The organism is Thermodesulfobacteriota bacterium, assembly GCA_040757775.1.
Lineage (GTDB): Bacteria > Desulfobacterota > UBA8473 > UBA8473 > UBA8473 > UBA8473.
Genome location: JBFLWQ010000040.1, coordinates 1 through 13,887 on the forward strand (window position 1 = coordinate 1; position 13,887 = coordinate 13,887).

General features: G+C 40.3%; 13 protein-coding genes. 6 read left to right on the forward strand and 7 right to left on the reverse strand.

Annotated elements, in window-relative coordinates; genetic code table 11:
* Positions 1 to 170: 170 nt before the first annotated feature.
* The 7 genes from AB1401_14890 to AB1401_14920 form a co-directional block, all read right to left on the reverse strand.
* Positions 171 to 584, reverse strand: coding sequence for a hypothetical protein (locus tag AB1401_14890; protein MEW6616738.1), 414 nt, complete (start codon positions 582 to 584; stop codon positions 171 to 173).
* A 20-nt stretch (positions 585 to 604) separates the two neighbouring features.
* On the reverse strand, positions 605 to 1,267 hold the full coding sequence (gene pal, locus AB1401_14895) for a peptidoglycan-associated lipoprotein Pal (protein ID MEW6616739.1): 663 nt from the start codon (positions 1,265 to 1,267) through the stop codon (positions 605 to 607).
* A gap of 26 nt (positions 1,268 to 1,293) precedes the next feature.
* On the reverse strand, positions 1,294 to 1,767 hold the full coding sequence (locus AB1401_14900) for a hypothetical protein (protein MEW6616740.1): 474 nt from the start codon (positions 1,765 to 1,767) through the stop codon (positions 1,294 to 1,296).
* 30 nt (positions 1,768 to 1,797) lie between these two features.
* Entirely contained in the window at positions 1,798 to 2,094 is a 297-nt protein-coding gene (locus AB1401_14905) for a BON domain-containing protein (protein MEW6616741.1), read from the reverse strand.
* 271 nt (positions 2,095 to 2,365) lie between these two features.
* Positions 2,366 to 3,727 (reverse strand): sigma-54 dependent transcriptional regulator, encoded by a 1,362-nt coding sequence (locus AB1401_14910; GenBank protein MEW6616742.1) that lies wholly within the window; start codon positions 3,725 to 3,727, stop codon positions 2,366 to 2,368.
* Positions 3,724 to 4,170 (reverse strand): tetratricopeptide repeat protein, encoded by a 447-nt coding sequence (locus AB1401_14915; protein ID MEW6616743.1) that lies wholly within the window; start codon positions 4,168 to 4,170, stop codon positions 3,724 to 3,726. Before AB1401_14915 ends, AB1401_14910 begins: the two co-directional genes overlap by 4 nt.
* Positions 4,113 to 5,558, reverse strand: coding sequence for a HAMP domain-containing sensor histidine kinase (locus AB1401_14920; GenBank protein ID MEW6616744.1), 1,446 nt, complete (start codon positions 5,556 to 5,558; stop codon positions 4,113 to 4,115). The genes AB1401_14915 and AB1401_14920 overlap by 58 nt, the downstream gene beginning before the upstream one ends.
* A gap of 203 nt (positions 5,559 to 5,761) precedes the next feature.
* On the opposite strand from AB1401_14920, the gene AB1401_14925 reads away from it, so the two are divergent.
* From AB1401_14925 to AB1401_14950, 6 genes are all read left to right on the forward strand, one after another.
* Positions 5,762 to 6,358, forward strand: a complete 597-nt coding sequence (locus AB1401_14925; protein MEW6616745.1) for an HNH endonuclease — start codon at positions 5,762 to 5,764, stop codon at positions 6,356 to 6,358.
* A gap of 15 nt (positions 6,359 to 6,373) precedes the next feature.
* A complete protein-coding gene (locus AB1401_14930) occupies positions 6,374 to 7,336 on the forward strand; it encodes an RluA family pseudouridine synthase (protein ID MEW6616746.1) in 963 nt (320 codons plus the stop codon).
* 23 nt (positions 7,337 to 7,359) lie between these two features.
* Positions 7,360 to 8,601 (forward strand): beta-ketoacyl-[acyl-carrier-protein] synthase family protein, encoded by a 1,242-nt coding sequence (locus AB1401_14935; protein ID MEW6616747.1) that lies wholly within the window; start codon positions 7,360 to 7,362, stop codon positions 8,599 to 8,601.
* Between the two features lie 17 nt (positions 8,602 to 8,618).
* Positions 8,619 to 10,811: an ATP-binding protein gene (locus tag AB1401_14940; protein MEW6616748.1), complete on the forward strand. Its 2,193-nt coding sequence runs from the start codon at positions 8,619 to 8,621 to the stop codon at positions 10,809 to 10,811.
* Entirely contained in the window at positions 10,786 to 12,738 is a 1,953-nt protein-coding gene (locus tag AB1401_14945; GenBank protein MEW6616749.1) for a sigma 54-interacting transcriptional regulator, read from the forward strand. Before AB1401_14940 ends, AB1401_14945 begins: the two co-directional genes overlap by 26 nt.
* A gap of 48 nt (positions 12,739 to 12,786) precedes the next feature.
* Positions 12,787 to 13,887, forward strand: a 1,101-nt coding sequence (locus AB1401_14950; GenBank protein ID MEW6616750.1) for a sigma-54 dependent transcriptional regulator, incomplete at its 3' end; no start/stop codon positions are given.

Genomic DNA, 13,887 nt, shown 5'->3' on the forward strand with positions numbered 1-13,887 from the left:
AAAAGAAAAGTTTCCATTATATTTAAAAGAACTCGAATTCCGTTATAATAATAGAAAAGAATCTATCTTTAATCTGATAACAAAATATATCACAAATTTGGTGCCAAATCTTTTATAATCACCTTAAATTATATAATCCTGCAAAAACATAAAGCGGACAGGATACACCATTATTTGGTTCCGCACATCGGCTTTGTGGTGCCTGATATGTCTTCAACCAAGAACTCATGCTGGTTTTTTGGGGATATCTTGATGAATTTATACGGAATTGCGATAGGTTCCCGTCCCGTAGCTATTGTACGATAAGTCAGAATCCATACGGCGCCTGTTGATGTATCTACAAGATAGGCTTTCTCATCAGTGCCTGCGACAACTTGATATCTTCTGGATGTATTTACAAGATAGGTTTTATCATCAGGGCATGAGACAACCTGATTTGTTCTGGAAGTGTTCGCAGCAAATGATTCATGACCCAGAAAAATAAACGATACTGCGACCAGAAGGATCAAGATACTTCTATAAATACATCTAAGTGTTCGTGCATGTAAGCTGCGCTGCAGGCCGGTTATTTTAAAAAAGACCATGATTATTACCTTATTAATCCTTAATCCGAAACTATTTCTGAAACTATTTTAAAGTGCGCCCTTCTGTTTTTTGCCCAGGCATCCTCATTGTGTCCTGGATCCAAGGGTTTCTCTTCGCCATAACTAATAGTTTCAACCCTAGAAGCCTCAACTCCGGCATTGACCAGGTACTTCATAGCACTGTCTGCTCTTCTTTCCCCCAAAGCCATGTTATACTCATTGGACCCCCGTTCATCACAGTGCCCCTCAATCTTGATCTTCACACCAGTATGACCCTGAAGCCAAGAAGCCTTCTTTGCCAATATCTCTCTTGCTTTATTGGTGAGGGAGAATTTGTCGAAATCGAAGTGAACATCTGTATTTTCAAATTCTTCTCTAAGTTGTGCTTCTATCTTGGCAGCCTCTTCTCTACTGGCGGCTTCCTCTCTTTCTCTTTGTTCCCTGAGCTCTTCTTCTTTTAGTTGCGCCTCTCTTGCGGCCTTATCGTCCTTCTCTGATTCCAGAGGCTGGGAAACCTTTGGTTCTTCCTTTAATTCTCCTCTTGGTTCTTCCTCTGGAAGAACTTCTTCCTCAGTCTTAACGGCTTCTTCTTTTAGAACCTTTTTTACGCATGCATTTAAAAATAAAGAAAGCGAGAACGTCAAACTAAAAACCAACAAATAAACTGATAACTTTTTAACCATTTTTTATTACCTCCGTATGTTAAATTTCAACGTTTCCCTCTAGGTTCCCATTGCTCTTTATCCCTGTGTTTCCAGTGTTCACGTTGTTCCTTATCCCATCTCTTCCAATTTTTTTTAAGCTGTCCATACGGTATTCTCTGATGACCCGGCGGAATATTGTAATAATTGATCGGTAGATGAACCAGAGAAGTTGGAACCCTTTGGGGAGGCATATACACCCACGGGCCGTTGTAATAAGTCGCCCTGTACCAACCCCCCTCGTATGGGCGGTACCAGTAACCGGAATAAAAGAAAATATCTATGCCCACATCCGGCGCGTAATAAACACCCGCGTCCGGAATATAAACCACTGCGGGCGGCACCGGTATCACAACAGTCGGCAAAGGTAAACCTATGCCGACATGAACACTCACTTCTGATGATGTTCTTTCCGGTGACAATAAGTAAGATGTCCCGATTAAGGCAAATCCAACCAGAGCCATTATTATACTTTTTTTCATAACTCCTCTCCCTATAGATACATTCATCTACTACTTGATGATAAGGTTTGTCTTAACATTCTTTACGCCCTCCACATTCCGGGTAATTCTTGTCAGTCTGTCTGCCGCTTCTTTACTCGGAACTGTTCCTGTGAGGGTGACATAACCTTGAAAGGTATCCACATTAATTTTAAGGTATTTCAATTCAGGGTCTTCGATTATCTTCATGTTTATCTTTGTTGTAATTGCAGAGTCGTCTATCGTCTGCCCCGCAGTCCTTCCTGTTAGAGTGATACATCCTGAAGCAAAAATTAGAGCGATCATCAGAAAAACGACAGTCTTTTTCATCTTTTCCCTTCCTTATATTCAATTTTTATTTGATGTAAAATTGCAAAGGGCATGCCAAAAAGGACGCCATTTTATTAACTGGTTGATAATAAAAGCAAATTATTAATTACAGCTCTGGTTTTTAACTTTTTAGAAAAAGTATTTTGTATGGATATTCATACGCTGAAGGAATTTGAAAATTCAGATAATGCGGTATTGGTTTAGCGGAAATTCAATCTTATTTGCATGTATGAAATTACATACAACTAATGAAAAGCAGAAACAGAATAGTTCAGCTATTTTTAAAATCCATAGGGGTAATGTTATGCTTTTTCAGGAGGTTGTAAAAATCGGCCCGGTATTTTCCTGCCAGTTCTGCAGCCCTGCTGACATTGCCTCTTGTGAGTTCGAGGAGATTGACGATGTAGCCTTTTTCAAAGGCATCCCGTGCCTCTTTGAGAGGATGCAATTTGTCCGGAACATCTTTTGTCTGTAGAACAATATCTTCCATAATTAACTCCTGTTGGGTCATGACCATTGCATATTCAATCGTATTTTCCAGTTCACGGACATTTCCCGGCCAATCATAGAGCATGAGCTTTTGCATGGCGCCGGGTGTAATGCCCTTCACCTCTTTTTTCATCTGCCGGCTGAATTTTTTTATAAAGTATTCTGTAAGATAGGGTATATCCTCTTTCCTTTCCCTCAAGGGCGGCAGATGGATCGGAATGACATGAATCCGGTAAAAGAGATCTTCCCTGAAGGTGCCTTTCTTTACTTCTACCTCCAAATCTTTATTGGTAGCGACGATTACCCTAATATTCACCTCTGATGACCTTTCGCTTCCTAAAGGATAAAACTGTCGCTCTTGAAGCACTCTCAGCAGCTTTGTCTGAAGCAAAAGAGACATATTCCCAATCTCGTCTAAAAAAATTGTGCCTTCATTGGCATGAGCGAATAAGCCCTTTGTGCTTTTGACAGCTCCTGTAAATGCCCCTTTTTCATGGCCAAAAAGCTCGCTTTCAAGAAGCGTTTCCGGAATCGCTGCGCAATTTATGGCTACGAATGGTTTATCTTTTCTTTCGCTGGCAAGGTGCATTACCTTTGCAATAAGCTCTTTGCCTGTGCCGCTTTCTCCATGAATATAAACGGTAGACTCTGTTTTGGCGATGCTGTATACTGCTTCCAATATCTTCTGCATCTTTTCGCTTTTTGTCACAATGTTTGAGAAATCGACCTCCCCCTCTAAAAGCCTCTTTAATTTTTTGATCTCCGAGGCAAGCCTTTGGCCCTCCAATGCCTTTTCTATCTGTGAAAGCAGTTCCTGTGGATTAAAGGGTTTGGTAATATAGTTAAATGCCCCTCTTTTCATTGCCTCCACTGCGCTTTCTATGCTTCCATAGGCAGTAAGGATAATAACGGGCATCTCCGGATTTATCAAATGCAGTTCTTCCATAAGGTATATGCCACTCTGGTTTGGGAGTTGAAGGTCAATTATAGCAATGTCGAACATCTGTTTTTTTACAGCCTCTACTGCCCCGTTTCCATCTTCGGTGGTGACTACTGCGTAGTTTGCCGATTTGAGCCTCACTTTCAGCAACTCAAGGAGATTCCTATCATCATCCACCACTAATATTTTTCGAAGAGTAATCATCGGGACATCTCCTTTTTCATCTCTTCAATCTCTACATCAACCTCTTTCGACTTTTCTATCATTTGCAGCACTCCTATCCATATCCTAGCCTGTTCAGTTAAAGGGCTCTGCGGGTAATTCTTAATGAGTCTTTGGAAGAATGAAAGGGATTTTTTGAAATTCTTTTTGTGATTCTTAGGATGGGTATATATAAGTCCCATATTGAAGATAGCCTCATCTCCGGGCGGATTTTCCCCTGAAAGGGCTAATGCCTTCTGGTTTTCCTCTAATGCCTTTTCGTAGTTTCCCTGTCTTAACAACTCCTTTGCGTGAAGTAGATGCCCGGATACATCCTTTTCTCTTACCCTTTCTTTCAATGCATTACAGGCAAACAGAGTAAAAGATATTAGACAGGCAATAAAAAGACAAATGAACTTCCATTTCCTAATGTGCTTTCTGCCCATACCCTTCCTCCATGAGCCGTGATTATGTGCTTAACAATGGCTAATCCCAATCCCGTTCCCTTAATTTCAGATGAACCCAGGACAGATGCCTGCTGAAACCTGTCAAATATTGTTGCGAGGTTTTCCTCCGGAATGCCGGGACCTGTATCGGAGACTCTAACCTCTATATTCCCATTAATAAGTCTTGAAGACACAAAGACTCTGCCTCCGTTGGGTGTGAATTTCATGGCATTTCCTATAATATTCCGTAATACTTGAAGAATTCTCTCGCTGTCTATTTTAATAGAGGGTAAATCATGAACTTTATCCAATCCAAGCTTGATACCCTTGGCGAGGCACAAAGGTTCTATCTCTAGAACAGATTTAGTTATCAATTGATCTATGTCTGTGTCAACAAAGACAAGAGTCATCATTCCCGCTTCCATTTTTGAAAGGTCGAGGAGGGAATTGACGAGGCCAATAAGTCTGTTGCTTTCTTCTGCTATGATTGTTAGAAGCCTTTTCTGCTTCTCTGTCGTTTCTCCGGTTATTCCTTCCAGTAATAGATTAGTCGCCTCTTTTATGGATGCGAGTGGTGTTCTCAGTTCGTGGGACATGGATGAGAAAAAGTCTGATTTCATCCTGTCCAGCACTCGGAGCTTATCGCACATAAAGTTAAATGACTGCGCCAATTCTCCGATCTCCGGAGGAGAAGAAAGGCGTAGGTCTCCCTTAAAAACTCCGCCGGAGATATCTCTGGTTTTACTTATCACTCTGTGGAGCGGTTTTGTAATACTCCTTGTGATGAAAAGGGCAATAATGATTCCACAGAAAAAAGCGGCTACAACCATTACCACTCCTAACCTGCTGGTACGAGACCCTGCATCCCCCAACCTTCTTATCTTATCATAAGTATCCTGCTGGGTATCCGCTCTTAGTTTTTTGAGCCCGTTCATTATTCCTCCCAGGGCTTTTTCCTTTTCCTGCCTGTATTGTTTCTGCGGATAATGTTTATCTGTTCTCAGGTATTCGACCTCCCTGTCAAAAAGGGACTGATAACGGTTGAGATGGTATTTTATCACTCTAAATAAACCTTTTTTTTGAGGGGTGTCTGATAGAGACATGGCTTCGTCAAAATATCTATCGAAGTCAATCTTTGCCAGTAGGAACTGGTCATAAAGTGCATCATCTTTTATGATAATGTATTTCCTCTCATACCGCGCTTGCGACAGAATAGAATCTGCAAGTTTCTTTTCATAGTCTGTAATACGATTATCGATATCTAAAATATGATAGGTTTCATTGGTAAATTGGCGTAACTGTATAATGTTATATATATTTACCCCTGTAACCGGGACGAATACAGCCAGATATGCGATAATAAACCGGGAAAATATATTCAATCTCATCAACGGAATTTCTTATTTCTAGAGATGGACCGAGTAGTCGAGTATAATTTGGTAATCCATGGAAAGTACCGACAAAACTTCAGTGCTAAGCAATTTTAGTATAGTTAATCGAAAATTGATTTGCAAACAAAAAATTTATATGCTAGTATTCTCCTATCGGATTTAATCCCTTAAAGTAAAAACCTTTCAGCTGTGTCTACAAAATGATCGATTCACACGTTTTAGTTCTGAATAGATCCTTTTTGCCCATCAATATCACAACGGTGAAAAGGGCTTTTTCATTATTATACCAGGGAATCGCCAAGGCTGTCAATTCTCAGTACGAAACATTTGATTATGAAAGTTGGAGTGATTTAAGTATTGAACAACACGATGAAACTATCGGTCTGGTTGATAGAGTGATAAAGATTCCCAGAGTTATACTATTGGTAGCCTATGATCGAATACCAAAGACCCAGGTAAGATTTACCAGAGCTAACATATATGCAAGAGACAGAAACACGTGTCAGTATTGTGGTGTTGTCTTCACAAAGAACGAGTTGAGTCTCGATCATATTATCCCAAGAGCTTATGGAGGAGCTAGTTGTTGGGAAAATATAGTCTGTTGCTGCTTTTCCTGTAATAAAAAGAAGGGTAGCAGAGGGCTCCATGAGACTGGCATGAAACTCCTTAAACCGCCTACTAAGCCTCGTTGGCCCCCCTTTTTCAAGGTTCCCCTCCAGGACATAAGACGTCAAGAGTGGCGAATGTTCCTGAACATGGTAGATATCTCTTATTGGAATACGGAGCTATTAGAGTAACCTTTTACTAATTACATGGTTCAAAAATTTGAATTCATTGTCCCTGATAATGGAGGGAGAAAACGGCTGGATATCTTTCTCTCAGAACAGAACCTACCAATTTCTCGCTCCCAGATAAAGAGATTAATTGACACCAAACTCATCAAAGTAAATGACATATCCACTAAAGCCAGCTTCAAGGTAACAAGAGGTGATTTAGTAAGGGTATCCATCCCGGAGCCTGTGCCGGCGGCTCCTAGCCCAGAGAATATCCCCCTGGATATTCTCTATGAAGATAGTTTTATCATCCTGGTAAATAAACCTGCTGGTTTGGTTGTTCACCCTGCTTCTGGCAACTATTCTCGCACTCTAGTCAACGCTCTTCTGTATTACACTCGTGACCTCTCAGGGATAGGGGGGGTAATTCGGCCCGGTATAGTGCATCGTCTTGACAAAAATACTTCAGGGGTACTGGTAGTAGCTAAGAGTGATTTTGCCCATCAATCACTGGCAAGCCAGTTTGAAAAACATTCTATAACAAGAAAATACACTGGCATTGCTTACGGTACATTTAAGGATGAAAAAGGTACCATTACTTCCCTCATTGGCAGACATCCGGTAGATAGAAAGAAGATGTCAACTAAAGCCAGGAGTGGAAAGAAGGCAGTAACCCACTGGAGAGTAATCGAACAGTTCGATGAGATTGCTTTATTAGAGATAAGCTTAGAGACGGGAAGAACTCACCAGATAAGGGTTCACTTAGCGGATATCCAACATCCTATAATAGGGGATCCAGTCTATTGCAGCAATAAAAAGCTGTCGACAATAAAAGATGATAGGCTTAGAAACAGGCTGAAAAGCTTGAATAGACAGGCATTACATGCTAGTCTTCTGGGTTTTGACCACCCCAAAACCGAGGAGTATATGGAGTTCTCTGCACCTCTTCCGGAAGATCTAAAAGGTATATTAGATGCCTTACAATTTGAATTCGGTAGTTAATCTTTCATGTCTGGGAGGAATAATTGAAGAGAAGAGTGGTTGTTACGGGCTTAGGTGTAATTGCTCCTAATGGGATTGGGAAGGAGGCGTTCTGGGATGCACTGGTTAACGGAAGATCGGGGATCGGTAGAGTAACCAGATTTGACGCGTCAACTTATCCGTCTCAGATAGCTGGGGAGGTTAATGGATTTGATCCTAAAGATTATCTTGAGCCAAAAAAAGCCAGACGAACAAATAGGTTTGCTCACTTTGGACTTGTAGCAAGTAAGCTTGCCATAGGAGACGCAAGATTACAGATTGACCCGTCAAATGCCCACAATATCGGGGTTGCCATCGGCTCATCAACAGGGGGTTTAGTTAATTGGGAGGAGCAGTACAGTAGATTCCTGGAGAAGGGGATGCGCAGGATAGCACCTTTTGCACCCTCCAATATGCACCACCATGCTCTAGCCGGTGAAATTGTCGAGGCTTACAGGATTAAGGGGCCAGCTATCACTCTATCCACCGGTTGCCCAGCCGGTTTAAGCGCTATTAGCTACGCATTTGATAAAATACGTTATGGTGAAATTGATGTAATGATTGCAGGTGGTGCAGAAACACCATTAGCGCCATATATCTTTGCGACTTTTTGTGTGCCTAACAGCCTCTCCAGCAGGAATAATACACCAGAAAAAGCCAGCCGTCCCTTTGACATGAAGAGGGATGGGACTGTATTAGGAGAGGGAGCCGGGATTGTGGTATTAGAAAGTCTGGAGAGCGCTAAGAGTAGAGACGTGGAGATATATGCAGAAGTTATAGGATCGGGGGCAACAAGTGATGGTTATGACAATATACATGCCGATGTTTCAGGTGAGCAGTCAGCGCTTGCTATAGAAATTGCGTTGAAGGCTGCAGGACTTAGCCCTGAAGATATAGATTATTTCAATGCCCATGGAAGTTCGTATCCAGAATATGACATAAAGGAAACAAACGCCATAAAACTTGTTTTTGGTGAATTTGCGTATAAGCTGCCTATCAGTTCCATAAAATCAATGATTGGGCAACCGCTCGCAGCAGCCGGCGCGCTTCAGTTTGTCTCTACTGTACTGACCATCAAGAATAGTATAATCCCCCCGACCATAAATTATGAGTTTCCCGATCCAAAGTGCGATCTGGACTATGTTCCAAACAAACCCAGGGAGAAAGAAGTAAATAACGTCCTGGTAAACTCTTACGGGTATGGTGGGATAAATGTCTCTTTAGCCCTTACCAAATATAAACCCTAATACCTAATGGTTTTATTATGAATCTTTTTGCTCAGTCTTGTTTAATTGCAGCGGTTTTTAATCTTGGATTAGGTATTTTTGTTTACTTGAATGACAGAAAGAATCCGGTAAATAAGACTTTTTTTGTAATGACTTTTAGCATGGTTGTCTGGAGTTCTGAGATTTTTGGACTCTATTTTTTTTCGGATAAATCTTTTGCTGAGCAATGGGCAAATGTTCTCAGAACAGGATTAATCTTTATGCCGTATACTGCTTTTCACTGGTTTTTGACGTTGACAAAGGACAAGAATAAAAATAGAAAAATATTACTTTACGCAGGCTATATATTAGGCATTCTATTCTCGTGTTTTAATTGGACACCTTACTTTGTGCTGCCTGGTCTCCATAAATATCAATGGGGATACTATCCTAAGACCGGGCCCTTGTATTTACCCTTTATGTTGACATTTTTTTATTTCATGTTTTATGGGCTCTATTTGGTCTATAGAAAATCCAAAACTACAGAGTCCAATGTTGAAAGAAACCGTCTCAGATATGTACTTTTTGGATTTGGATTAGCCGTTTTAGTAGGATCTTTTAGTTTCCTGCCCATGTTCGGGGTTGATATCTACCCTATCGGAAATTTGGCTAATGTTTTCTATCTGAGTATTACGGCCGTTGCAATAGTTAAACATAACTTAATGGATATTAATATTTTTATCAAAAAAGGCATGGCATACTTTTTCTTGGTATTCTTGTTGTCAATCCCCTTGCTTCTAATCGCCAATATTGGCCAAAACTTCTTCTTTGGTTCTATTAACCATTTATTCTCGTTTATTATCTTAGTGTTGTTTATAGTGGCAACCTTTGTTTTCCCTAAATTAAAGCCGGGTGCTGAAAGGACAATCGAACAGATATTATTCAAGGGTAAGTATGACTATAAGAAAACCCTGAACGAATTGGGCAGAGCAATGATTTCCATCCTCGATAAAGATACATTGCTGACAAAGATAATAAATACCACTACAGAAGCCATGGTGGTTGAAAAGGCATCTATACTGCTGCTTGATGAGGAGAAGGGTGGTTATCATATCCAGTCATCGAAAGGTTTAGATGAGGTTAAGAGAGAACGATGTTGTTTAGCAAAAGAGGATCCTCTGATAACGTGGTTACAGGAAAGGGGCGAAATAATTGTAAAGGAGGAGTTGGAAAGAGACTTGGAGAGACTGAATATTCCGGTCGCGGTCACCCTAATAAAAAGATTGAATGATATGGAATCAGAGGTGTGCATCCCACTGATTACGAGACAAAAATTGATCGGTCTTTGTAATATTGGCAAAAAAATGAACAGGGATATCTTCTCCCATGAAGATATCGCTCTGCTCGAAACTCTTGGCAACCAGGCTGCAGTTGCCATTGAGAACGCTCAATTATACGATGGGTTGAAGAAATCTGAGGCTCAAATGCGCCGTGCCGATAGGCTAGCGGCATTGGGTACTTTGACCGCCGGATTGGCACATGAGATAAGAAACCCACTGGTTGCTATTAAAACCTTTACTCAGTTATTACCGGAAAGGTTTGATGATATAGAATTCAGGGATCATTTTCTGAAGGTTACCTCTGGTGAGGTGGACAGGATCTGCTCTTTGGTAAATGAACTCCTGGAGTTTGCCCGGCCGTCAGAACCCAACTTCCACAAGGATGATATCAATGATGTGGCAGAAAAGATAATCCTCCTGGTTGACAATGAAGCAAGGAAGAAAGATATTAAAATAGATAGGAAATATGGCAAAGAGATACCCCCTGTAATGATTGACAAAGAACAGATCAAGCAGGTTCTTTTAAACCTGTTTTTGAACGCTATCGAAGCTACATCTGAAAACGGAATAATTACCTTTGAAACCGCTTTAATAAAACGTGATTCCATAGATTATATCCAGATGAAAATACGTGATACAGGAAAAGGAATACCGAAGGATGATCTTGAGCATATATTTACTCCATTCTTTAGTACCAAACATCAGGGAAGTGGTTTAGGACTATCGATATCTCACAAGATTGTTGAAGAGCATATGGGACATATCGAGGTGGAGAGTACAGTTGGGAATGGGACCACCTTTTGTGTGTATTTGCCGCTAACCCCTTTTAGAAATGATATTTCTGACAGGATAAGCTTTCCTGTTGTTAACAAAACCAGAGAAAAATATGAGAAAGATATTGGTTGTAGATGATTCTCTCAGTGTAAGAGAATCACTTAGAATAATATTCAAAGACAAATTTAGCATTATAACATCAGGTTTTGATGAAAATCCCTTTTCATTGGCTAATACCGAAGATGTAGAGCTTGTGATCATGGGAGTAGTCCATCCACTGGATTCCAGGATAGGCTTTTTACAGAGATTAGTCGAATACAATCAAAATATAGCTGTATTACTGATGATGGAATATCGAACGTCGAAAGAGGTTGTAGATATTTTTGACCATAGAAATTTCGATTTTGTTTTTAAGCCCTTTAGTATTTATGAGGTCAGGAAAAAAGTTCAGAGATTATTAAGCCGAAAGGAATCCATTTCTTCCTTATCCGAAGTTACTCATAAAACCAGAAATATTGTTAAATACCGAAAGATTTATGAGTCACCCCTTTTAGAACAACAGGTGTTAACTATAGTTTCTAAAGCCCTTGGTAATGATGCGCCGGTTTTAATTAAAGGAGAAATGGGATCAGGACAGGAATGGGTAGCAAAGATAATTCACTATAACGGATTAAGGAGTGAAGGGGAGTTCTTCAAACTCAATTGTGTTAATTTATCCGAGGAATCATTTGTAAACACACTGCTTACAATAAAAAAAGAGGCATCCTGTAAAAGTCTTGGCACATTGTATCTGGAAGAGATAGGGGGAGCGGATTTAAGTATTCAGATGGGGTTAATGGAGGTCATTGAAGAACAGAGAATTACTGCAAATGGGAAAAAGGAATTTGATTTAAACCTGAGAGTAATTGCATCTACCGGCAGAGATCTATTAGAAAAGATCAATAATGGAGAATTCAGAGAAGATCTATTTTATCGTTTAAATACAATTCCAATCAGTCTATCCCCCTTGCGGGAAAGGAAGGAAGATATTCCGTCTATTGCAAACTATATCCTGGATGACCTGAGTCAAAGGATGAAATTACAGGATAAGAGATTGTCTACAGGTGCATTAAATTTATTAAAAAACTATTACTGGCCTGGCAACATAAGAGAACTGGAGAGTGTTATAAACCGCAGTGCGATCCTGGCAGATAAAGAGATTATTTCAAACCGGGAACTTTCCTTTGGCATTAACGATAATATAATCAGCAGCCCCTCAGAAGACGAAAAGTCGGAAGCCTATCTGCACCTGCCTGTGAGTGTCCGTACGCAGACAGGTACAACGCACAGGCAGGAATACCCCGCACAGAGATTGTGCGGGGTAGAAAACAGCGAGTTCTCCTTCGAGACCCTTATTACGAGTCTGGCACATGAAGTAAAAAACCCGCTGGTTTCTATAAAAACCTTTGCTCAGCTTTTACCAGAGAGATTTGAAGACGCAGAATTTAGAGGTCAGTTTTATCAAATAGTGGGAGAAAACGTAGAGAAGATAAACAACCTTGTAGAGGAGATTACAGGATATACCAAATTCTCAAAGCCTAAATTTTGTATAATTGATCTTCGAAGCTTAATTAAAGAGGTAGTGGAGAAACACTCATACAATCTGGGTGAACGTAAATCTGCTATTTTAAGAGAATTCGATAAGGGTTTGCCTCCTGTTTTGAGTGATAAAGACCAGCTTCTGTATATCTTTGATAATATCTTTTCAAATATACTGACTACGGTTCCTGAAGGGAAGGTTTTATCAATCACCACAGGGGTGTCAGAGTTTAACCTTGGAGAGGCAAACCATCTGTTGGGATTGGAAGAGATGGGTAATAAGGCAATAGAGATAATTATCCCCTTGTCTCATTCTGTAATGACAACCTTGTCTATATCAACCTACCCCCCTATCCTGGATTTAGAATTATTTTTAGCCCAGAGATTAGTAAATAAAAATCTTGGAATAATGGAGATAATGAATTTTAGTGAAGAGGGAGTAGCAATCAGGATAAAGCTGCCTATTGCCCTTAGTAAAGGATCATGAAATAATGAAAGCTTCCCATAAGGGAATTTGGATAGTTGTGGAGCAAGCATGAAGAGGTTGCTTATAGTAGATGATGAGCTAGGTACCAGGGAATCTCTCAGGATGGTCTTCGACAAGGAGTATGACATTATAACGGCTGCTACCGGAGAAGAAGCCCTTAGGATAATTGAGAGACTTAGACCTAACATGGTTCTTTTAGATATAATTATGCCTGGAATGGATGGGCTAACTGTATTAGAGAGAATTAACGAAATAGATAAGGATATAATTGTAATAATGATAACAGCTACAAAAACGGTTAAAACCGCCGTTTATGCTATGAAATTAGGGGCATATGATTATATAACCAAGCCTTTTGACCTTGATGAAATAAGATTGATTATTAAAAATGCCCTCTCAACTCAGGACTTAAAGAATGAGGTGAAGATACTGAGGTCTGAGATAGATAAGGGTTATAGCTTTGGGAATATTGTTGGTAACACAGGGATTATGAGAGAGATTTTCGATACCATCAAGCAAATTGCTGACAGCAAAACCACAGTATTAATTGAAGGAGAAAGCGGAACGGGGAAAGAACTGGTGGCAAAGGCTATCCACTTTAATAGTAATAGAAAGGGAAAGCCATTCATTGCTATTAACTGTGCAGGGATACCAGAACCCCTTATAGAAAGCGAATTGTTTGGCCACGAAAAAGGGGCATTTACCAATGCCTATGGAAGGAAATTAGGCCGATTTGAACTAGCTGATTCTGGAACCCTCTTTCTTGATGAGATTAGCGAACTCAGCCTGGCTACCCAGGCAAAGATCTTGAGATTTTTGCAAGAGAGGGAATTGGTCAGGGTTGGGGGAACGGAGACCATAAGCGTAGATGTCAGGCTCATAGCGGCTACCAACAGAAACCTCGAAGATTCTGTGGCCAATGGAGCCTTTCGAGAAGACCTTTACTATAGGATAAAAGTGGTTCCTATACATTTACCGCCCTTAAGAGAGAGAAAAGAGGACATCCCTTTATTAGTAAATCATTTTTTAAATAGAATTATGAAAGAAAAAGATGCCGAGGCAAAAAGTATATCCAGTGAAGCATTGGATTTACTTATAGAGTATAACTGGCCCGGTAATATTCGGGAACTGGAGAACATTATTGCGCGG